At 62.1% G+C, this 20,916-nt stretch carries 14 protein-coding genes; 8 read left to right on the forward strand and 6 right to left on the reverse strand.

Annotated features, from left to right (window positions below; translation table 11 throughout):
• The 4 genes from creC to RCH93_RS08140 form a co-directional block, all read right to left on the reverse strand.
• Positions 1-1,409, reverse strand: a 1,409-nt coding sequence (creC, locus tag RCH93_RS08125) for a two-component system sensor histidine kinase CreC (protein ID WP_306547850.1), incomplete at its 3' end; no start/stop codon positions are given.
• Positions 1,406-2,110, reverse strand: a complete 705-nt coding sequence (gene creB / locus RCH93_RS08130) for a two-component system response regulator CreB (RefSeq protein ID WP_306547852.1) — start codon at positions 2,108-2,110, stop codon at positions 1,406-1,408. The genes creB and creC, both read right to left, overlap by 4 nt.
• Positions 2,085-2,906 (reverse strand): exosortase K, encoded by an 822-nt coding sequence (gene xrtK / locus RCH93_RS08135; RefSeq protein ID WP_306547853.1) that lies wholly within the window; start codon positions 2,904-2,906, stop codon positions 2,085-2,087. The genes creB and xrtK overlap by 26 nt, the downstream gene beginning before the upstream one ends.
• Entirely contained in the window at positions 2,903-4,945 is a 2,043-nt protein-coding gene (locus RCH93_RS08140; protein WP_306547854.1) for a VIT and VWA domain-containing protein, read from the reverse strand. Before RCH93_RS08140 ends, xrtK begins: the two co-directional genes overlap by 4 nt.
• A 301-nt stretch (positions 4,946-5,246) precedes the next feature.
• On the opposite strand from RCH93_RS08140, the gene RCH93_RS08145 reads away from it, so the two are divergent.
• Positions 5,247-6,569: a hypothetical protein gene (locus tag RCH93_RS08145; protein ID WP_306547855.1), complete on the forward strand. Its 1,323-nt coding sequence runs from the start codon at positions 5,247-5,249 to the stop codon at positions 6,567-6,569.
• Between the two features lie 66 nt (positions 6,570-6,635).
• Here RCH93_RS08145 and RCH93_RS08150 read toward each other — a convergent pair whose 3' ends face one another.
• Positions 6,636-7,562, reverse strand: a complete 927-nt coding sequence (locus RCH93_RS08150; RefSeq protein ID WP_306547856.1) for a sulfite exporter TauE/SafE family protein — start codon at positions 7,560-7,562, stop codon at positions 6,636-6,638.
• Positions 7,563-7,808: 246 nt separating this feature from the next.
• Positions 7,809-9,536, reverse strand: coding sequence for a methyl-accepting chemotaxis protein (locus RCH93_RS08155; RefSeq protein WP_306547857.1), 1,728 nt, complete (start codon positions 9,534-9,536; stop codon positions 7,809-7,811).
• A 532-nt stretch (positions 9,537-10,068) separates the two neighbouring features.
• On the opposite strand from RCH93_RS08155, the gene RCH93_RS08160 reads away from it, so the two are divergent.
• The 7 genes from RCH93_RS08160 to hdrA2 all read left to right on the forward strand — a co-directional run bounded on the left by RCH93_RS08160 (position 10,069) and on the right by hdrA2 (position 20,686).
• On the forward strand, positions 10,069-10,344 hold the full coding sequence (locus tag RCH93_RS08160) for a ferredoxin family protein (protein ID WP_306547858.1): 276 nt from the start codon (positions 10,069-10,071) through the stop codon (positions 10,342-10,344).
• Positions 10,345-10,369: 25 nt separating this feature from the next.
• Complete coding sequence (locus RCH93_RS08165) at positions 10,370-11,521, forward strand: 2-oxoacid:acceptor oxidoreductase subunit alpha (RefSeq protein WP_306547860.1); 1,152 nt, start codon at positions 10,370-10,372, stop codon at positions 11,519-11,521.
• Between the two features lie 149 nt (positions 11,522-11,670).
• Positions 11,671-12,519 (forward strand): 2-oxoacid:ferredoxin oxidoreductase subunit beta, encoded by an 849-nt coding sequence (locus RCH93_RS08170; RefSeq protein WP_306547861.1) that lies wholly within the window; start codon positions 11,671-11,673, stop codon positions 12,517-12,519.
• A gap of 38 nt (positions 12,520-12,557) precedes the next feature.
• Entirely contained in the window at positions 12,558-13,160 is a 603-nt protein-coding gene (locus RCH93_RS08175; RefSeq protein WP_306547862.1) for a 2-oxoacid:acceptor oxidoreductase family protein, read from the forward strand.
• Positions 13,157-16,549 (forward strand): FAD-dependent oxidoreductase, encoded by a 3,393-nt coding sequence (locus RCH93_RS08180; RefSeq protein ID WP_306547863.1) that lies wholly within the window; start codon positions 13,157-13,159, stop codon positions 16,547-16,549. Before RCH93_RS08175 ends, RCH93_RS08180 begins: the two co-directional genes overlap by 4 nt.
• Entirely contained in the window at positions 16,542-18,149 is a 1,608-nt protein-coding gene (locus RCH93_RS08185) for a hydrogenase iron-sulfur subunit (RefSeq protein ID WP_306547864.1), read from the forward strand. The genes RCH93_RS08180 and RCH93_RS08185 overlap by 8 nt, the downstream gene beginning before the upstream one ends.
• Positions 18,150-18,283: 134 nt before the next feature.
• Positions 18,284-20,686, forward strand: coding sequence for a CoB-CoM heterodisulfide reductase HdrA2 (gene hdrA2 / locus RCH93_RS08190; RefSeq protein ID WP_306547865.1), 2,403 nt, complete (start codon positions 18,284-18,286; stop codon positions 20,684-20,686).
• Positions 20,687-20,916: the final 230 nt, after the last annotated feature.

Raw genomic sequence — 20,916 nt, forward strand, 5'->3', positions numbered from 1 at the left:
CCCCCTTCGGGCAAGTTGCCGACGTCCACCTGACCACCATGCAGCAGGGCCACCTGGCGGACGAAGCTGAGGCCAAGGCCGGTGGACTTCTGACCAGTGTCCGGCCGCTGCAGGGAAAAGAATTTATCGAACACCTTGCCCCTGGCAAACTCGGGAATGCCGGTGCCCTGATCAGTGACCGTGAAGCGGATCTGCTCGCCGACCAGCTCGACAGTCAAGCAAATCACGCCCTGCTCCGGGCTGAAATCAATGGCGTTCTGCACCAGATTGGCCAGGGCCTGGTGGAGAAGAAACCCGTCGCCGCAGATGCCCAACCCGGACGCCGTCTCCCCTTCCAGCCGTAGGGCGAGTCGCAACTGTTTGCCGTGCAGCAACGGCTCCTTGGCCTCGCGCACCGTATTGACCAGGGCGGCAATCGACACCCCTTCTCTTCTCAGCGGATGATTGCCGTGCTCCAGGGCGGCCAACTCCAGCATGCGGTCGACGATCTCCTGAATGCGCTGCGCCTGGCTGCGGATATTGCCCAGAAACCGGTCCCGCTGCGCCGCCTCCATGGGTTCGGTCAACAACTCGGCCGCGCCCCGGATGGCCGAGAGCGGGCTTTTCAACTCATGGGTGAGATGTTCGACGTACTGTTCGACATAGCGCTTGCCCTCCAGGGTCTCCTGCATCTCGGCAAAGGCCCGGCCCATCTCGCCGATCTCGCTGCTGTCCAATGGGGGAAAGTGCGGCTGCTTGCCGTCGCGGATGCCCTTGGCGTAGCCGGTCAGTCGTTTGATCGGCCGGGTGATCCAGGCGGCAACCAGCAGGCTGAGCAGGCCGGAGGCAAACAGCGAAAGTGCGCCAACGCCGAAAATCCGGGTCCGGGCGCTGTCGACAAAGTAGCGGATGTTGGTGGTCGGCTTGGCCACGGTGAGCACCCCGACCAGCGCGCCGTCGATGCGGATGGGCGCGGCCACATGAAGCACCGAGGAGGTCTCGTCGTTGGCGTCGCTGCGGCTGGTGCGTGCCCCGTAGCGGCCTTGCAGGGTTTGGAAGACGTCGCGCCACTGGCTGTAATCCCGGCCGACATTGGCGGGGTTCTCGGAATCAAACGCCACCATGCCGCGTGCGTCGGTGATGTACACATGGCAATCGACCCGCTGCTTGCTCAGCGTATAAATCCGCGCCGCCAACTCCCGGCCATGGATGCGGGCAAAGGCGGCCTGCCACTGCTCCGGGGCAAAGCGCTGCTGACGCATCTCCTCTTCAACAAAGGCGGCCAGGATGTTGGCCTGGTCGACCAAGGAATCCTCCACGCCCTCACGGTAACGGGCGCCAAGGGTGTCGGCGATCCAATTGAGCGGATAGGCCAGGCAGAGGGAAAAGAGGAGCAGATAGGCAAGAAATATCCGGGCGCCGAGCTTCATAACCCTTCCCTGAGGGCATAGCCGACGCCGCGATGGGTGAGGATGGGATCAAGGTCCGGGCGGATCGCCCGCAGCTTGGCGCGCAGGTTTTTGATGTGGGCGTCCACGGTGCGGTCCATGCTCGCGTCCGGCTCGTCCCAGGCCTGGGCCATCAACTGATCGCGGGAAAAGACCTGGCCCGGCTTGCGCAGAAAAACGATCAGGAGGTTGAATTCGTAGCGCGACAGCTCCAGGGCCTCGCCGTGGAAGGCAATCGAGCGCCGCCCCTCGTCAACCCTCCAGACCGATGCGGCGGCAGAGGGGCTGGAAGATGCGGCAGCAGGCGGCGCGGATTCCGGCCGGCTGCGCCGCAACACCGCCTTGACTCTGGCGGCCAGTTCGCGCGGGCTGAAGGGTTTGACCACGTAATCGTCGCCGCCAAGCTCCAACCCCACCACCCGGTCGATCTCGCTTGCGCGGGCGGTGAGGAAGATGACCGGAACCGTCGAATCGCGGCGGATCAGTTTGAGCAGTTCAAAGCCGCTGATGTCCGGCAGACCGACGTCAAGGATGATCAGATCAATCCGCTGCTCGGCCAGTAGTGCCGGCGCCGGAGCCCCGGAAAAAACGACCAGGGTGTCGCAGCCCTCGGTTTCCAGGGCGTACTGGATGGCGTCGGCTATGGCCGGCTCATCCTCAACAATGAGTATGGTTGGTTTCATAGGCGCTGTTGTGGTTGTGACCGCGTTGCCGCTTCCTGCTCCAGAGCCGCGCCGCCAGCCCCACCATCAGGCCCAGACCGCCGCTGCACAGCAAAACCGTGAGGCCGTGTTCGACAAACCGGCCAGGGTGCTGCCGGTAGGCCCCGTTGAGCAGGGGCAGCCCCAGGGAGAAAGCAAGGTAGCAGACCAGGGGCCAGAGCGCGGTCGAGAGGGAAAGCCGTTTAGCAAGCACCGCCGCCCCTTTCTGCCTCGCTGGTGCTGGGTTCAGCATAGTGGAAAGCGCCGCAGAAAAGAAGCAAAGAAAAAGATAATAGATCACAACCCCTTCGACCCGGTGCAGCCGCTCGCGGGTGAGCAGTTCCCCGTACACGTCGAGCTGCAGAAGTTCGATTGCCAACAGGATGCGGCCGGTGTTGACCAGCAGGGTCAGCAGATAGGCGCTTGCCGCGATCAACAGCAGCCAGCCGAGTTGCCCGGCCAGCGACCGCAGGCGCAGGAGGCCGGGCAACGCGCCGGTGACCAGGCAGATTGCTAGGAAATTGACCCCGGAACAGGTCGGGGCGATGAGCACATTGCGGGCGGCGTTGTGGAATCCCTCAACCCCTTGGGAGACGAACTCAAGCCCCGAAAACAGCGCCACCAGGGCGGCGGTCGGCCGCAGCAGCCAGGCCAGTTGCAGGCCGTCGGCCTGGCCAAAGTACAACTTGAGCAGACAGGCCCCGCCCACCGCCAGAATCCCGAGCAGGACCCTGGCGAGGGCGGAGGACTGCAGGTCGCGGCCAGATTCCGGCCTCATTGCCGGCCCCTGCACATGGCGCGGAAAAGCGCGCGCAGGCTGCTCAGAGTGACCAGATGTGCGAACCGAAACCGGATCCCTGCCAGGGCCAGCAGCAAACCGGCCAGCAGCCAGGTTTCCGGTTCCGGGGTTGCGGTCATTGGCGTCATTCCCCCGCCGCCCACCGCCAAATTGGACACGCCCTTGGGCAGGGGCAAGGGTTGCTTGACCTCCTGGCCCTGACCGCCGGGGTTGCGCACCACCTCATCCACCGCCACAAAAGAGGTGTGCGCCGTCAGCAGGTTGTAGGTCAGGCCCAAGTTGACAATTTCGGCCCGCTGTTCCGGGTCGTTCTGGCGGGTGTTGTAGTCCGAGATGCGGGCAATCCGCTCCCGGGCCCAGAGGTGGCGCAACCCCTCGTTGGCCGGCTGCGGCTCGACCGTGTCGACCTGAAAGGACTGGGTGTAGGGGCCGGCGCCGTTGACGCCTGAAACCGTGATTGCGCCGGTTCGTTCGCCCCGCCACTTGCCAAAGACGATCAGCGGCCGCTGGGCAAAAAGGTCGGGAATTTTCACCGGCTCGACGTCATAGGCGGAGAAGCCCTGATATTCCACCTTGACGTCGGTCAACACCGGCGCGGCGACGTATTCGCAAAACCGCCGGGCAACCGCCGGGGCCTCGCCGGGGTCGGTGACGATGAAGGGCTCGCCCTGACCGGCGCGGGCGATGCCCTCGATCAGATGTCGGTTGACCGAACTGCCAATGCCAAAGGCAAAGACATTGGTTGTGTCCAGATTTTCCTCAATGGTGCGGAACACCTCCTGTTCGGCGGCAATAAAGCCGTCGGTGATCACCAAAAGCGAGCGGGCGACCGATTCGCCGCGCGGCAGAGCCAGGGCCTTGTGCATGGCCGGAACCAGTTCAGTGCCGCCGCGTCCCTGTTGCCGATCAAGCAGGGCCAGAGCCCGCCGGATGTTGTCGGCCGTGGCCGGAACCGAGGTTGGGGCCATGGTCTCCGAGTTGCCGGCAAAGAGCAGCAGGTTGAAACTGTCCTCGGGTTTGAGCGAACCGACCAGGTCCTTGAGCAGCCGTTTGGAGGCGTCGAGCGGAAAGCCGTTCATCGAGCCGGAAACGTCGACCACGAAGATGTACTCGCGGCCGGGAATCTGCGCCGGTAGCGGTCGGGCCGGCGGCTGGGCCATGAGCAGGAAGAAATTCTCCTCCTCGCCCTGGTAGAGCAGCAGGCCGGAGGCGATCTCCTTGTCCGCCAACCGGTAACGGAGGATGTAGTCCCGGTCGCCGCCAAACTCGGAGGTGGCGAGGGTGATGCGCGCCTTATCCGGCGAATCGTAACCCACGGTGGCGGCATGGGAGGTGCAGATCACCTCCTGCAACGGCATGCCGGCGGCAAGGGTGACGTTGAGGTCAAAGGCGGTGCGCGGCGCGCTGCCCGTCTTGAGGTAGGGATTCTGCACCCACTGCTCGCCGGCCGGGGCGCCCTGCTCGGGTTGGTTGCTGTAGCGCGGCCCGACCACCGTGGGATAGACAAATTCATAGACGCCTTCGGTGGGGACCAGCAGCTCGGTATAGTCCAACTCCACGTCAATGTTGTCGCCGGGCAGCATGTTGGCCACCTCCATGCTGAAGACGTTGGGCCGCTGCTGCTCGAGCAGCGAGGCGTTCTTGCCCTCGTGCTTGGCTGCCGCAAAGATCTGCCGAGCCGCCTCCTTTTCCTTGATCTGGGCGACGACGACCCGCTCGCCAATGGTCATTTTCAGGCCATGGACCGCCGCCCGGGTCGAACCGGGGAAGATGTAGCGGGCATGGATCGGCTTTGAACCACGGTTGGCGTACTGCTGCCGCACCTTGACCTTGGCGACGACGCCGCTGACGGCAACCTCGACCTTGGTTCCCAGCAGGGGAAATTGCTCGCCGTCCGCCTCTCCTTCAACAAAGAAATAGGGCGACAGGGTGCGCTCGGCCGGTAAGGGCTCGGCCCCCAATGGGGGCGCGAAGGTTACAAAAAACAGCCAAACAAGAAGAAAGATGGGTTTGTTCATGACGTCTCCAGGGTTCAGGGAAAGAAAGGATGATTGCATCCATGCCTGGAGAGAGCAATACCCGCGCTCTGTGAAAGGATGATGAATCCACCATGAAAAGTGAGCGAATTGGTTTTTTAGCCGGCGGGGCTGAAACCGTTTGACCCGACAGTCCGCAGGCCGCAGTCATCTTTCCCTTGGTGGCGGGGGGAAAGTATGGTAGGGCTGAAAATCAACCCCTGTGGCCACTGCCGGAACGCAGCCTGTCGATTGTCCCGACGCCGCACATCAACCAACAACCCCTCCCCCAACCCGACAACCCATGATGTTGACGCGAATTTTTCCGAACTTGCTGCGCCGCCTGCCCTTGCAGCTCGCAGCCTTTACCGCATTTACCGCATTTTCCACACTTTCCGCATTGCCCGTGTATTGCGCCGGCGCAGCCGTTGCCTATGGCGCCGACCCGGCCGCCGGAACCGGCAAAACCATGATCCTCAACCCAGCCACGCCCCAACCACACCGCTTTGTGGCGCGCGACGGCGCTCTGGTTGACCTGAGCAAGCCGGAGACGCCGGTCTTTTTCCGGGGCATGGGCTACTCGCCCTTTCTCCCCGGCGAGACCCCGATGCAGGGCGCGCAGCCCGGCAACGACGGTCGCTACGACAGCCATTTGGCCCTGATCAAAGGAATGAACGCCAACTACGTTCATGTGTTTCCCCGCCTGATGCCGCCCAATTTCTTCAGCGCCCTGGACAAAACCGATCTGGTCTACAGCCAGGACGTCTGGGTCTGGGCTTATGAGGAGGATTTTCTCGCCCCGGCCTTCCAGGAAAAAACCTTGAACGACATCAAAGAGGTGATAGATCACACCTACAAGGTCGGCCGTCCCGACCGACTGGTGCTCTTTTCCATCGGCGACGAACTCCAGGCCAAATGCGTCACCGCCACCGACGCCCGCCATCCCGAGGTCCGCAACTATCAGGGCAAGCACCTCAGCGTGACCAACCGCACCCCCACCGAAGTGGCGCTGGCCAAGCTGGTGGACGGGGCCATGGACTACGAACTGAGCCGCTACGGCCGCCGCCATCTCTACTGCCACACCAGCTGGACCCACATCGGCCCGATCAGCGACCGGCCGGACATCGAGGTCAGCCAGGAGAGCGTGCTGGTTCCGGACATGGGTGATCTGCTCTGCCTCAACGTCTACACCTACGCCAACGGGGTGCGCACCTCCAAGCCCGGCTCGGTGACCGGGACCACCTATCAGGGGTATCTGGAGCAACTGGCGGCGGAATCCAAACAACCTATCCTGGTGACCCAGGTGGGCCTGTCGACCTCGCCGATTGCGCCCAAGCCGGAGATTCCTGGTTTCGGCGGACACAAGGTTGAGGACGTGCCGGCAACTTTTGCGTCGGTGTGGCGCGACATCCGCACCGCCAAGGGCAAGGAGCGCTTCAGCGGGATGGTCTTTTTCGAGTTGCAGGACGAGTGGTGGAAGAGCGCCAAGGACACGGCAGGAGCCCTGCGCCAGGATGCGGACGACCCGGAACAGTGGTTTGGCGTCTACAGCGTCGATAAAAACCACACGCTGACGCCCAAAGGACCTATCCCGGCGACGATCAAGGGGTTGTTTGCCCAGCCCTGAAAACAAAAAACAAGCAGCCGGCAAAGAAGGCCAAGGCGTGTCCGAGAGATTGCGGACACGCCTTTTTTATTGGAAAAATTCGAGGATGTACTTGAGGGAGGTAAAGAACATGATCACAACCAGCATCCATTTGATGCCTTTGGCGGGCACGAATTTTTGACAGCGGGCGCCGAGATACATCCCGCCCATGCCGCCCAGACCAAAGAGGACACCCAGCAGCCAGTCTGGGGCCACTGACACCTGCGGATAAAACGGGGCAATGGCGGTGTAGAAGGCCACCCCGGCCACGGAGGTCACAAAGGTGCCCATCAGGGCCGCGCCCGCCACAGTGTAGACCGGCAGGCCAAAAAAGGTCACCAGGAAGGGAGCAATGATCGCCCCGCCGCCGATGCCGTAAATGCCGCCGATGATGCCGACAATGAAGCAGAGGATGAAAATCCCCAGCACCGAAACATCAAAGCTCTCGCCCTGAAAGGTGTAGCCAAACCGCCGCAGGTTGCGGTGGGTAATGGTCACCGTGGCGGCGGGGTTGCCGTAGGAGGCGGCCAGGGGAGCTGCGCCTTTGGCCGCGCCTGTTGCGGTCGATGCGGCCGCCGACTGCTTGCGTAAATCCTTGAACATCTTGATCGCGATGTAGAGGATCACGGCGGCGGCAAACAGCTTGAAGGCGCGCGGATCGCGCAGGCCTGTCACCCGCACCAAGGCCCCGATGAACACGCCCGGCAGGGTGCCGATCACCACACTCCAGGTCAGGGGCCAGACCATCCGTCCCTCCTTGCAGTAGCGATAGACGCCGGAGGGAATGGCGACGATGTTGTAGAGCTGGTTGGTGGAACTCACCGAAGGATGGGTGTAGCCAAGCACCGACATCTGAAAGGGCAGGAGGAGAAAGGCCCCGGAGATGCCGCCCATGGAGGTAAGGAAGGAGACGACAAAGGCGACCAGCGGGGGGATCCAGGGATCAACGGTGACGCCGGAAACGGAAAACAGCATGGGCTCCTCCTTGGGGTGAGGCAATAAAAACAAGCACGATGTTTTTTATTTTCGTGTCAATATAATCCCTATCACCAAAATTTCAAGCAAAGAAGTCAGCAGGCGCTTCAATATGGGGCGGGGATGCAGAAAAAGGACGAAGGCGCTGGCGCAAAAAGGCGGCGCCTTCGGCAGACGAAAACCCGGCGGCGACAATCTGCCGCAGCCGGGATCAAGGAGTGGGCGACTAAAGGAAGCGGGCGGGGCTCAGGCGCGGAAGCGGCTGACAATGGCCTTGAGTTCGCCGGCCATCTGTTGCAGGTGCTCGGCCTGATCGCGCATCTGATTGCTTGATTCGGTGATCGCGCCTGCAGCGTGGCTGACCTTGCCGATGTCGACGGCAATGCCGCCGGCCACGGTGGAACTTTGCCCGACATTCTCATTGACCGCACGCAGCCCCTTGGAGGCGATGGCGATGCTGACGGCGATCTCGTTGGTGGCGGCGCTCTGCTCTTCCACGGCGGTGGTGATGGTGGCCACCAGCTCGCTGACCTGATTGATCACCGCAGCAATGCCTTCGATTTCGCCAACCGTCGCCTGGGTGGCCACCTGCATCTCCTCAATCTGGCTCTTGATGTGCTGGGTGGCCTGGGCGGTCTGCTTGGCCAGCTCCTTGATCTCGTTGGCGACCACGGCAAAGCCCTTGCCCGAATCCCCGGCCCGCGCCGCCTCGATGGTGGCGTTCAAGGCCAGCAGATTGGTCTGATCGGAGATGTCGTTGATGGTTTCCGTCACCTTGCCGATGGCCGCAGCGACGCCGCCAAGCTCGCCCATCCGCCGCGAGGCCTTGGCGGCCTGCTCCACCGCGTCCGAGCTGATGACGTTGGCACGCTCGGCATTGGCGGCAATGGCGGTAATGGTCTCGGCCATCTCGGTTGCCACCGAGGCCACCATGGCGGTGTTCGACGACGATTCGTCCATGGCCGCGGCCACCGCCTGGAGGTTGTCGCTCATCGCGCCGGCGCCGCTGGCCACGTTGGTGGCGGCCAGCGAGGTGTCGGTCGCCCGACGGCTGATCTGGCCGGACAGTTCGGTCAGGGACTGAGCCGACTGATTGACCTCGAGCGCCTCGCCGGCAATTTTCTTGATCATCTCCTGCAGATTGGCAAGAAAGCTGTTGAACAGGTTCCCCAACTCGCCTAGCTCGTCGCTGGATTGCACGTCAATGCGCTTGGTCAGATCGCCCTTGCCCTCGGCCACGTCGCGGAAGCTGCGGATCAATTGCTGCAGCCCGGAACTGATGCCCAAGGCGATAAAAAAACTCAAGGCGCCAATGCCGAGAAATATCAGGCCAGCGACCAACTGCATCTGCCGCGATTTTTTGCCGGCCAGCTGGTTCATCTCCGCCCGCAAGGCCTGGCTGGTTTTTTCAATATTGTCGATGTAAATGCCTGTTCCGACCCACATGTTCAAGCCGGGAATCATCTCGGCGTAGCTCAGCTTCGGGGTGTCGCCGGCCCCGGGTTTGGGCCAGACATACTCCACATAACCGCCGCCCTCGGCCGCCTTCTTCTGCAACTCGCGAATAACGTAGACCCCATTCTTGTCCTTGAGGTCGCCCAGATCCTTGCCCTGACTTTCCTGTTTGACCGGAAAGGCGATATTGACGTTGCCCTGGTAGATAAAGAAATACCCGGACAGATCCTCCTCAAAACGGGCCGGATTGACCATGGCCCGCAACAAATCGTTCACTTCGTCCGGCGCGCTGGCCCCGGATTTCTTGACCGCCTCGGACAGAGCCACGGCCATGGCGTGGCTGGCCAAGCGAATTCTGGCCTTCTGGTCGTCCATCATCACCTTGGCGGTCGCCTCAGCGCCGAGATCACGAATTTTCCCGACCGTGTTGACGTTGAACAGGGCCATGACCGCAAACAGCGCCACAATGCCAAGGAGAATAAGCAATATCCGGGTCTTAATTCGTATTCGCTGCAGCATGGGGCAACCTTTTTCCTCTCGTTATGGGCGCTTGCGGCACAAACAAACCGATGGCCCTGGAAGCGCTGACGCGCTGTGGCTCTTTATCCGCGCTGGTTATGTTCAGTTATGTTCAGCTATGTTTAAGTATAGGCCGTTCTCTTCTCCCCTGTCCAGTGCGCGCCGGCAAACAATCCGGCCCCATGACACGAATAGAGAGGTGCGCGGGTTTGAACGAACACGAACGAGCCCCCACGGACTCTCATCACCGCAGGCACCCATCGGCCCCGCCCAAGCAACACTCACCAACAAAAATGAAGCAAAATGGCAAAAAATGAGACACTGTCAACAAAACCACAACACAGTCTCATTTTTTTTGCAGCAAGCTCCTGCAAGCGCTTGACACATGCATTCTTTTCCAGTTTATTTCAAGACTTCGCAGAAAGGAGGCAGTGCGGCCTCCGGCTTTTCCCGTGCGCCGATCCGTCTCCCCTTCTTCACCGGTCGCGCCGGGCAACCTTTACCGCAACCTTTACCATCACAGGCAGGCAACATGGCATTTTGGCGAACACCTCTTGACGCCCAGGAGATCCAGGTCACCCGGGGCACGGTGTGCATCATCGACGACCGGTGCAAAGGCTGCGGCTACTGCATCGCGTTCTGCCCCAAAGACATCCTCCAGTTTTCCGACAAGTTCAACCGCAAGGGCTATCACCCGCCGACGGTCACCAAACCCGGCGAGTGCGTCAACTGCCACTACTGCGAGATCATCTGTCCCGAATTTGCCATCTATTCGGTGGAAACGGACTCTGCGGCGGCCTCCAAATAATCCCTCAACGAACCAAGAGCGTGTTATGAAACCTGCTGTTTTCACCGGCGAACATTACATCACCGGCGACGTTGCCTGCGCCGAAGGCGCCATCGCCGCCGGGTGCAAATTCTTTGGCGCCTACCCTATCACCCCGGCCACCGAGATCGCCGAGCACATGGCCGAGCGACTGCCCGACGTCGGCGGCACCTTTATCCAGATGGAAGACGAGATCGCGGCCATTGCCTCGATCCTCGGCGCCGCCTGGACCGGGGCCAAATCCATGACCGCCACCTCCGGCCCGGGCTTCAGCCTGATGATGGAAAACTTAGGTCTGGGCGTCTGCACCGAGACCCCCTGCGTGATCGTCAACGTCCAGCGCACCGGCCCCTCCACCGGCCTGCCCACCCAGACCGGCCAGGGCGACATGATGCAGGCCCGCTGGGGTTCGCACGGCGATTACGAACTGATTGCCCTGGCCCCGTCTTCGCCCCAGGACTGTTTTTACCAGACCATTCGCGCCTTTAATCTGAGCGAAAAATACCGGGTGCCGGTTTTGATCATGGCCGACGAGATTGTCGGTCACATGAGCGAGAAGGTGGTCATTCCCGATGCGTCCAAGATCAAACTGGTCGACCGGCCCAAACCCACCGGCCGCAAGGACCGGTTCAAGCTGTACGAACCCGGTCCCAACGGCGTGGCCCCCATGCCTTCCATCGGCGACGGCTACAACATTCACGTCACCGGCCTGACCCACGACGAGCGCGGCTATCCGGCCATGACCGTCGAGGCCCAGGAAGAGATGATGACCCGGATCAAGGGCAAGATTCAGAACAACCTCGACGACATCATCGAAACCGAGAGCTACCGCATGGAGGACGCCGACATTGTGATCGTTTCCTATGGCATCTCGGTGCGCACCGGCCTGGCCGCCGTCGATCAGGCGAGAGCCCTGGGCTACAAGGCCGGCCTGCTGCGACTGGTCACGGTCTGGCCCTTTCCCGAGGCCATGATCCGCGAGATCGCCGGCCGGGTCAAAGGCTTCGTCACCGTGGAGATCAATCTCGGCCAGATCCATTACGAGGTCGAACGCTGCGCCGGCGGCAAGGCCAAGGCGTTGCTTGTCGGCAGCGCCGGCGGCAAAATCATCCATCCGGACAAGGTGCTGGAGTGTATACAGAAGGAGTTTAGTCTGTAGGCGGCTAGCTATTTGGCGATTTAGTTTGTAGCTATTTAGCTTTCGAGCTACGACAAGATATCGAACAGATCCAACAATCTACAGATTGCAGCAACCTATTCATCTACCGGCTAAACAACCTACAGACTCAACAACCTAAACAACCTACTATGACTTCCAATCCGAAAAAATTAGCCAAGCAGCCGGAACATCCGCTGGACGACCTGATCCGCACCGAGCGCATCCCCCACATCTGGTGTCCGGGCTGCGGCATCGGCACGGTCTTTTCCTCCTGCCTCAGCGCCATCAAGGCCACCGAGATTCCCTACAACAAGTTCACCATGGTCTCGGGCATCGGCTGTTCGGCGCGCGGCGCGGGCTACATCAAGCTCGACTCCTTTCACACCACCCACGGTCGGGCCATCCCCTTTGCCAGCGGCATCAAGATGGCCAACCCGGAGTTGAAGGTGATTGTCTTTTCCGGCGACGGCGACCTGTTTGCCATTGGCGGCAACCACTTCATCCACGCGGCCCGACGGAACATGGACCTGACCGTGATCTGCGTCAACAACCTCACCTACGGCATGACCGGCGGTCAATGCGCGGCCACCACTCCCAACAAGGCCAAGTCGACCACCACGCCGCTCGGCAACCCGGACGCGCCCTTTAATCTGCCGCTGCTGGCCTACGCCGCCGGAGCCTCGTACGTGGCCCGCTGGACCATCCTCCAAACCCGCGACCTGACCACGGCCATCAACGAGGCCATTGTCCGCAAGGGGTTTTCGTTCATCGAGGTGCTGTCGCCGTGTCCGATCAACTATGGCCGCCGCAACAAGGAAAAGCCGCTGGACACCCTCAAGCTCTACCAGGACCGGACCATCATTAAAAACGGCGCCAACCCAGCACTTGCGGACATTGATTTCGACAAAGGCGTGGTCATCGGCAAGTTCATCGACATTGACCGCTCCACCTGCGACGACCGCTACGCCGAACTCCACCGCCCCTGCAGCGACGACTGATTTTCCCCATCCCTCACGCTTTGGTAACGACCACGACCATGAGTACACAAACAACAATCAACCGGACCGAGATCATCGTTACCGGCTTCGGCGGCCAGGGCATCATCCTTGCCGGCCGCATCCTCGGCATGTCGGCCTCGCTCGGCGACAAGAAGGAAAGCACCCTGGTGCAGGCCTACGGCCCGGAGTCGCGCGGCGGCGCCTGCAACGCCCAGGTGATTATTTCCGACGTGCCGATCCACTACCCCTACGTCAACACCCCCAAGATCCTGGTGGCCATGTCCCAGGCCGGGTACGACAAATTCGCTCCGGCCCTGCTGCCCGAGTCGGTGCTGCTGGTTGACCAAGATCTGGTGCATCCGGAAAACGTGCCCTGCGACCACTTTGCCATCCCCGCCACCCGTATGGCCGAGAACCTGGGCAACAAGATGATGGCCAACATCATCATGCTGGGTTTCTGCACCGCCATCACCGAGGCGGTGTCGAGCAAGGCTGCCCAGGCGACCATTGCCAAGTCTGTGCCCAAGGGCACCGAGGAGCGCAACATCGAGGCCTTTACCAAGGGATTTGATTACGGCCTCTCCACCCTCAAGGGCCGGGAAAAACGGGCCGCCGGCCAGACAGGAGCCTTGGCGCAATGAAACGACAGAAAGAACGCCTCTACCGGGTGATCGTCGCCGGCGCCACGCCGGAAGGGATCGCCGCCACCTGCAAGCTGGGCGAACTGGGCATCCCGGTCACCCTGATTGATTCCGACCCCGACCTGGACCGCAAGCTGGCCAGCGACGAGTACCGGTTGGCCTCGGGCCTGAGCTTCAACTCCGCCCACCGGCCCGGCCTGATCCGGATCATGCGCAACAGCTCGATTCGCACCCTGTTGCCGGCGCGGATCACCGCCATCAAGCACACCCCCCAGGGATTTAGCGTCCGCATCGATCAGGAGCAGACCTTCATCGACGCCGACCGCTGCGCCCTTTGCGGCAAATGCGTGGCCGTCTGTCCGGTGGAGCATCCGGAAAACGGCAAGGCGCTGCGCTACTATGCCCGCACCAGTCTGCCCGGCCGGCCCTACATCGACAAACGCAAACAGCCGCTCTGTCAGGAAAGCTGCCCGCTGGGGGTCAACGCCCAGGGCTACATCGCCCTGGCGGCGCAGGGCAAGTACGACGAAGCCCTGGCCCTGATCCGCAAGGACAACGTGCTGCCCGGCATCTGCGGCCGGGTCTGCACCCACCCGTGCGAAGAAGCCTGTCGGCGGGGCGGGGTCGACGATCCGGTGGCGATTCGCTCCATCAAACGGTTCCTGGCCGACTTTGAAGGCGCCGACGCAGCCCGCCAGGCAGCGGCCCACACCGCGTTGGCTCAAGCTGAACCGACCCGGTCTGAAAAAATCGCAATCATCGGCTCCGGTCCGTCCGGCATAGCCGCAGCCGCCGATCTGGCGCGCAAGGGCTACGGGGTCACGGTGTTTGAGCAACACGCCGAGATCGGCGGGCTGCTGCGCTACGGCATCGGCGCCCACCGTTTGCCGGCGGACATTCTCGATCGGGAGATCAAACTGATCGAACAGATGGGCGTTGCCTTTGCCCCGAACACGCCGATTGATCTGGCCGGCGACCTTGACCGGTTGACCGGCGAATACAACGCCCTGGTGCTCTCCACCGGCGCCTGGCACGACCGCAAGATGGGCGTGTCCGGCGAAGACCTGAACGGCGTTGAGGGTTGTCTCTCTTTCCTGGCCCGTCGGCAATGGGAAAACCTGACCAGCCTGCCCGGACGGGCGGCGGTGGTCGGCGACGGCAACTCGGCCTTTGATCTGGCCCGCACCCTGGCCCGCATGGGGGCGCAGGTGAGCATTGTTTCCTGGTTCGGAGCCGAGCACATCCCGGCCGATCCAGACGAGGTGCGCGAAGCCCTTGAAGAGGGCGTCACGATCATCGACGCCAGCCAGGTGGTCGCCTTCCGGGGCGAAAACGGCAGGTTCAGTCACGTTGAGTGCATGCGCACCGTGCCCGGCAAACCGGACGCGCGCGGCGTGGCCTGGCCGGTGGTGGCTGAAGGCGAGCAGCCCTTTGCCCTGGCCTTTGACCGCGCCTTTGTCGCCATTGGCCAGGTCGGCGGTTTCACCCAGGAGAGCTTCGGCGGCCGGATTGCGGTCAGCGAGCGCGGCTTCATTGAAACCGACGACGATCTGCACGCCTCGGCGGCCAAGGTCTACGCCGCCGGCGACACCGTCTCCGGGCCCTCCTCGGTGGTCAAGGCCATGGCTTCGGGCCGCAAGGTCGCCCGCACCATCCACTTTGACCTCAGCGGGATCAAGGAAGAACAGCCGGTTTCCCGGCCGGAGGCCAAGGATTTCCGTTGCATCCCGGACGACCTGCCCAAGGCGCCGCGCACCGCCGTGCCCGAGCGGCAGGCGGCCGAACGGGCCAGTAATTTTCACGAGGTTTCCCTGGGCTTCAACAGCCTGCAGGTGGCCGCCGAAGCCAGCCGCTGCCTGCAGTGCGGGGTCTGCTCCGAGTGTCTGCAGTGCGTCGCGGCCTGCGGCGCGCTCAAGGCCATCGACCATTTCCAGGAAAAAGAAGAGATCGTCGAGCAATGCGGGGCGGTGATTGTCGCCGACCCCAACATGGCCCCAAACATCAAGGGCGACGACATCATCCGCGCCTACGGTCCCAAGGCGGCACGGCCCGACGTCAACGACATGATCGTGCGCGGTTTTGACGCCGCCGCCCGCACCATGCTGCTGCTCGGCGGCGCCTCGCGAAAGACCAAGGGCCACGGCCTGTCGCTCTCCATCCCGGACGCCGGCCTGTCGCCGGAAATTCGCATCGGCGTTTTTGTCTGTCGCTGCAACGATTCGCTCGGCTGGCTGGACGGCATGAGCGCTCATCTCGAGCAACTGAGCAGCGCCAACCCGGCCATTGTCCACACCGAAATGCTGACTTCGGCCTGCGTCCAGGAAGGCTCTTCCGCCATCATCCGGGCGGTGCGGGAAAAAGGCATCACCCGGCTGGTGCTGGCCTCCTGCGTCTGTTGCCCGCTGAACTTTGTCTGTAGTTCCTGCACCGACCAGCGCAGCCGACTGAAAAACAATCTCTTCCACGGCACCGGCATCAGCCGCTCCATGGTCGAGACCTGCAACCTGCGCGGCGAGATCCTCCGCCTGGTGGAGGCCAACCCGACGCTTGCCCTGGAGCGGTTCAAAGGTCTGCTGCAACGTTCCATCAAGCGAACCCTGACCCTCAAGCCGCTGCTGGCGGTGGACCGCAACTACAACTTTGCCGCCGCCGTGATCGGCAATTCCCTGGCCACCACCACCAGCGCCCTGACCCTGGCCGACACCGACCATGAGGTGTTCCGCTTCGGCACCGTCGAGCAGCCGCTCAAGGATCTGGTCGAGCATCCCAACATCCACAATTTCCCGGACTGGAACGTCAAAGGCATCCGCGGCACCATCGGCGACTTTCAGATCCTGATCGAATCCGAGGATCACAGCCAGATCCTGCGGGCCGGCACCGTCATCCTGGGCGAGAAGGCCCGACGGCGGATCGCCTACACTCATCAGGAAGGGCTGCCGAGCTACACGGTTGAACCGCAGATCCAGGAGCGCGGGGTCAACGGCATTCCCTTTGCCTACCCCTGCACCACCTCGGTGCCCGGCCTGTATCTGGCCGAACCGCAGGACATCAACGTCTCCAAGCTGAAAAAAGGCACGGCGGCGGCGGTGATGGTGGCGGCGGCCATGCCGCGCGGCCCGCGACAATCCAAGGGCTTCACCGCAGCCATTGATCAGAAACTGTGCCGGGGCTGCGGCCGGTGCGCCAACGTCTGCCTCTACCATGCGGTGACCCTGCAGCCCAATGCAATCCAAGGCTGGCACGCCCACATCGACGAGGCCCTGTGCAAGGGATGCGGCAACTGTTTGTCGGTCTGCCCCACCGGCGCCGCCGACAGCCCCTACCGCAACCGGGCCTATCTTGAACAGGCTCTCGAGGAATTGCTCGCCAAGGACAGCGCCCATGAATAATCCAACCAACGACAATCCATTGAATATTCTTCTCTTTCTCTGCAACTGGGGGGCGCATGCCGCCTTCCTCACCCTGCAGGACCAGCGGCGTCCGATCCCCAATGAGATCCGGATGGTGCGCACCCCCTGCACCGGCCGCATCGACCGGGCAATGATGCTCAAGGCCTTTGCCAAGGGGGCCGACGGCGTCGCCCTGGTTGGCTGCGAGCCGGGAACCTGCCGCTACGGCAGCGGCACCGCCACCTCGCAGCGCAACACCCAGGACGTGCAGGAGATCCTCGACATCATGGGTCTGGGCGGCGAGCGGATGCGCTTTGCCGCCTTTCTCCCGGAACAATCCGAGGAGCTGCTCGCCTTCCTTGAGGATTTCAGCGCCAACGTCCGCAAACTCGGCCCGGCCGGCATCGCCGCCGCGCCGGTGGTTCCGGTTCCGGATCTGGCGGCGCGCAAGCAGGAACTGCAGCAGTTGGTCGAGACCTACGACATCCACGCCTGTCAGGACTGCGGCAAGTGCTCCTCGGCCTGCCCCCTGGCCCTGATCGGCAAGCCCTTCTCGCCGCGCGCCATTGCCTCGGCGGTGATCACCGGCGGCATCCACGCCCCCGGCGTCCAGGAAAACGCCTGGTCCTGCCTGACCTGCGGGCTCTGCTACGACCGCTGCCCCTCGGCGGTCAATTTCCCAGCCTTTATCAAGGATCTGCGCCACCTCTACCGCCAGACCGCACTGCCCGGCCATGAGGTGCACGGCGGCTTTTTCCATTCGCTGATGCGCTCGATGACCTCAACCGCCATCACCCCCAAACGGTGGACCAGCCTGCCCGAGGAGATCCGCATCGATCCGGAGAGCACCACCCTGTTCTTTGGCGGCTGCGCCCCCTACTACGACATCTTCTTTGGCAAGCGCATGGAAGTGGAGACCAACCGCATTCTCCTCGACAGCCTGCGACTGCTCAACTTCTTCGACGTCGCCCCCCGACTGCTGGCCGACGAGCGCTGTTGCGGCCACGACCTGCTGTGGTCCGGCGACAAGGACAACTTCATGCGGCTAGCCCGGCTCAACGTCGACAAGCTTAACCAACTCGGCATTGAAACCGTGATCACCACCTGCCCGGAATGCTACATGACCCTGCACGCCACCTATGCCGAGCAGGGGTTGAAGCCCAACTTCAAGGTGGTGCATCTCTACGATTTTCTGGAGGAACAGATCGACAAGGGCGCAGTCGGCTTCAAACCGCTGGATCGTTCGATCACCTTTCAGGATTCCTGCCGGCTGGGCCGTCTGTGCGACCGGACCGATCTGCCGCGCAAACTGCTCAAACGGCTCAAACCGGTACAGTACACCGAGATGAAGGAATCCGGCGGGGCCGCGATCTGCTGCGGCAACAGCGCCTGGACCGGTTGCGATTCCTACAGCAAGGCCCTGCAGGTCAAGCGCCTGGAACAGGCGCACGCCACCGGCAGCGACCTGATGGTCACCGCCTGCCCCAAATGCCAGATTCACCTCAAATGCGCCATGGAAGACCCCTTCCGCCGCGAACAACTCAGCATTGAACTGATGGATCTGACCAGCGTCATCGCCCAGACCATCCGCTGGGAATGAGATGAGGTTGAGAGTTTGGAGCGGTTGAGTCTGTCAGGCAAAACCCTCCAGACTCAAGAGCTGCAGACTACAAAGCTAAAGAGCTACAGACTAAACAACGAACAAGCCAACCAGCTCGTTATTGGAGAACTACCATGTCAAAACCAACCAAGGATCCCCGCATCGGCGTTTACGTCTGCCACTGCGGCCTCAATATCGCCCAATCCGTGGACTGCAGTCGCGTTGCCCGCACCGTGGAGAACGAAGACGGCGTCGTCGTTTCCAAGGACATTGTCTACGCCTGCTCCGAGCCGGGACAGCAGCAGATCAAGCAAGACATCATCGACAACGGCCTGGACCGGATTGTAATCGCCTCCTGTTCGCCGCGCCTGCACGAGTCCACCTTCAAAAAAATGATCGACTCAGTGGGGCTCAACCCCTACATGCTCGACATGGCCAACCTGCGCGAGCAGTGCAGCTGGGTGCACATGAACGACCACGCCGGCGCCACCCTCAAGGCCGAAACCCTGGTCAACATGTCGATTTCGCGGGTGCGTCACCTGCAGCCGCTGACCGAGGAAACTCTGCCCTTGACCCCAAAAACCCTGGTCATCGGCGGCGGCATCGCCGGCATTCAGGCGGCGCTTGATCTGGCCGACAGCGGCTACGACGTCACCCTGGTGGAGAAGAGCCCTTCGGTCGGCGGGGTTATGGCCCAGATCGACAAAACCTTCCCCACCATGGACTGCTCTATTTGAATCTTAGGTCCTAAGATGACGGATGTCGGTCGACATCCACGGATAAAGCTGTTGACGTTGAGCGAAGTTGTCGATGTGAAAGGGTATGTCGGCAATTTTAAAGTTAAAATTTTAAAGAAGGCCCGCTATGTCGATGAGACCAGTTGCACCGCCTGCGGCGAGTGCGCCAAGGTCTGCCCGGTGGTGCGGCCCGATGAATTCAACATGGGGTTGGGCTCGCGCAAGGCGATTTACTCGCCCTTTCCCCAGGCGGTGCCCTCTTCCTATCTGATCAACGCCAAGGAGTGCCTGGGCCACAACCCGGCGGTCTGCTCGAAGTGCGTTGAGGTCTGCAGCAAGGGATGCATCAATTTTCACATGTCGGACGAGGAGATCATCGAGGAGGTTGGCACCATCATCGTGGCCACCGGGCTTGTGCCCTACGATCCGACCGAGATGGACGAGTACGGCTACACCCGGTTCGACAACGTGATGACCAGTCTGGAGTTCGAGCGGATGGTCAACGCCAGCGGTCCCACTAAGGGTTCGCTGGTGCGGCCTTCGGATCGGGAGCACCCGAAATCGGTCGGGTTCATCCAGTGCGTGGGCTCGCGGTCGGCTAAAAAGGGCGCCCGTTACTGCTCCAACGTCTGCTGCATGAACACCATTAAATCGACCTTCATCATCAAGGAGCATTATCCTGACGTCGAGGTCAAAGTGTTCTACATCGACATCCGCGCCTTTGGCAAAGGGTTCGAGGACCTCTACACCCGCAGCCGCCGCATGGGCGCCCAGTACATCCGGGGGCTACCCGGCTCGGTTGAGGAAACCGGCGAGAAATCCCTGCGGGTGGCGGTGGAAAACGCGGCCACCGGCAAGCTCGAATACCACCACCTCGACATGCTGGTCCTGGCCCAGGGGATCAAACCCGCGCCCTCGACCCAGCGGCTGCAGGAGATCATGGGCTTGCAGTTGACCGCAGACGGGTTCTACCTTGAGGCCCATCCCAAGCTGCAACCGGTCGACGCCGCCACCCGCGGCATCTTCTTTGCCGGTTGCGCCGAAGGGCCCAAGGACATCAAGGACAGCGTCACCCAGGCCTCGGCTGCGGCCATGCGGGCGATCCGGGTGATGCACAAGGGTGAGATCACCACCGAGCCGATCACCTCGGTGATCATTGCCGAGAAGTGCAAATCCTGCGGCAAATGCGCCGAGGTCTGCCCGTATGGCGCGATCACCGTGGACGTGAAGAACAAAAAACCGGCGGTGGTCAATTCGGCGGCCTGCGCCGGGTGCGGCACCTGCTCGGCCGAGTGCCGGTTCGACGCCATCACCATGAACCACTTCACCGACGCCCAGATCCTCGGCCAGGTCGACACCATGCTCGACACCGCCCCGGAAGCAAAAATCCTGGCGTTCGCCTGCAACTGGTGCTCCTATGCCGGGGCCGATTACGCCGGCGTCAGCCGGTTGCAGTATCCGGCCAACGTGCATCTGATTAGGGTGATGTGTTCCGGCCGGGTGGATGAGAAGTTCATCTGGGAGGGATTCCGCAAGGGCGCTCCGGTGGTGCTGGTGAGCGGCTGCCATATCGGCGACTGCCACTACATCGACGCCAATCATTGGACCGAGAAGCGCGTGGCCCGCATCCACAAGAAGATGGAGAAGATCGGCCTGCGTCCGGAACGGCTGCAACTGGAATGGATCAGCGCCGCCGAGGGCATCCGCTTTGCCGAAACCATGAAGCGGATGGAGCAGGTGCGAAGAAGCGTCACCGCCGAGGAGATTGCCGAAACGATCAATACCCTCAGCAAACTCTGATTGCTTTACACACAGCGTGCAGCAAAAAAGCCAGGTCTTTGACCTGGCTTTTTTTATGGCAATCGCTCTTCCTGCGCAGCGAAGCCTGCGCGGAACGCATCTGTTGATCGCACTCTGCAAAGACAGCATGGCGCACCGAGGCCAATCGGGTTCAACCATTCCACCGGGCGGTCTGCCACGGGCATTGCTGACCGACGTAGAAGTGACGCAGAAATTGTTGCGCTCCGCCG

The organism is Desulfobulbus sp. (assembly GCF_030824455.1).
GTDB lineage: Bacteria > Desulfobacterota > Desulfobulbia > Desulfobulbales > Desulfobulbaceae > Desulfobulbus.

What these genes read in the sequence shown, in the direction of transcription:
- RCH93_RS08185 (WP_306547864.1), top strand. Translation starts at nt 16,542, where the DNA reads ATGAATAATCCAACCAACGACAATCCATTGAATATTCTTCTCTTTCTC.
- RCH93_RS08160 (WP_306547858.1), top strand. Translation starts at nt 10,069, where the DNA reads ATGGCATTTTGGCGAACACCTCTTGACGCCCAGGAGATCCAGGTCACC.
- RCH93_RS08180 (WP_306547863.1), top strand. Translation starts at nt 13,157, where the DNA reads ATGAAACGACAGAAAGAACGCCTCTACCGGGTGATCGTCGCCGGCGCC.
- RCH93_RS08140 (WP_306547854.1), bottom strand. Translation starts at nt 4,945, where the DNA reads ATGAACAAACCCATCTTTCTTCTTGTTTGGCTGTTTTTTGTAACCTTC.
- RCH93_RS08150 (WP_306547856.1), bottom strand. Translation starts at nt 7,562, where the DNA reads ATGCTGTTTTCCGTTTCCGGCGTCACCGTTGATCCCTGGATCCCCCCG.
- RCH93_RS08165 (WP_306547860.1), top strand. Translation starts at nt 10,370, where the DNA reads ATGAAACCTGCTGTTTTCACCGGCGAACATTACATCACCGGCGACGTT.
- RCH93_RS08155 (WP_306547857.1), bottom strand. Translation starts at nt 9,536, where the DNA reads ATGCTGCAGCGAATACGAATTAAGACCCGGATATTGCTTATTCTCCTT.
- RCH93_RS08175 (WP_306547862.1), top strand. Translation starts at nt 12,558, where the DNA reads ATGAGTACACAAACAACAATCAACCGGACCGAGATCATCGTTACCGGC.
- xrtK (WP_306547853.1), bottom strand. Translation starts at nt 2,906, where the DNA reads ATGAGGCCGGAATCTGGCCGCGACCTGCAGTCCTCCGCCCTCGCCAGG.
- creB (WP_306547852.1), bottom strand. Translation starts at nt 2,110, where the DNA reads ATGAAACCAACCATACTCATTGTTGAGGATGAGCCGGCCATAGCCGAC.
- RCH93_RS08145 (WP_306547855.1), top strand. Translation starts at nt 5,247, where the DNA reads ATGATGTTGACGCGAATTTTTCCGAACTTGCTGCGCCGCCTGCCCTTG.
- RCH93_RS08170 (WP_306547861.1), top strand. Translation starts at nt 11,671, where the DNA reads ATGACTTCCAATCCGAAAAAATTAGCCAAGCAGCCGGAACATCCGCTG.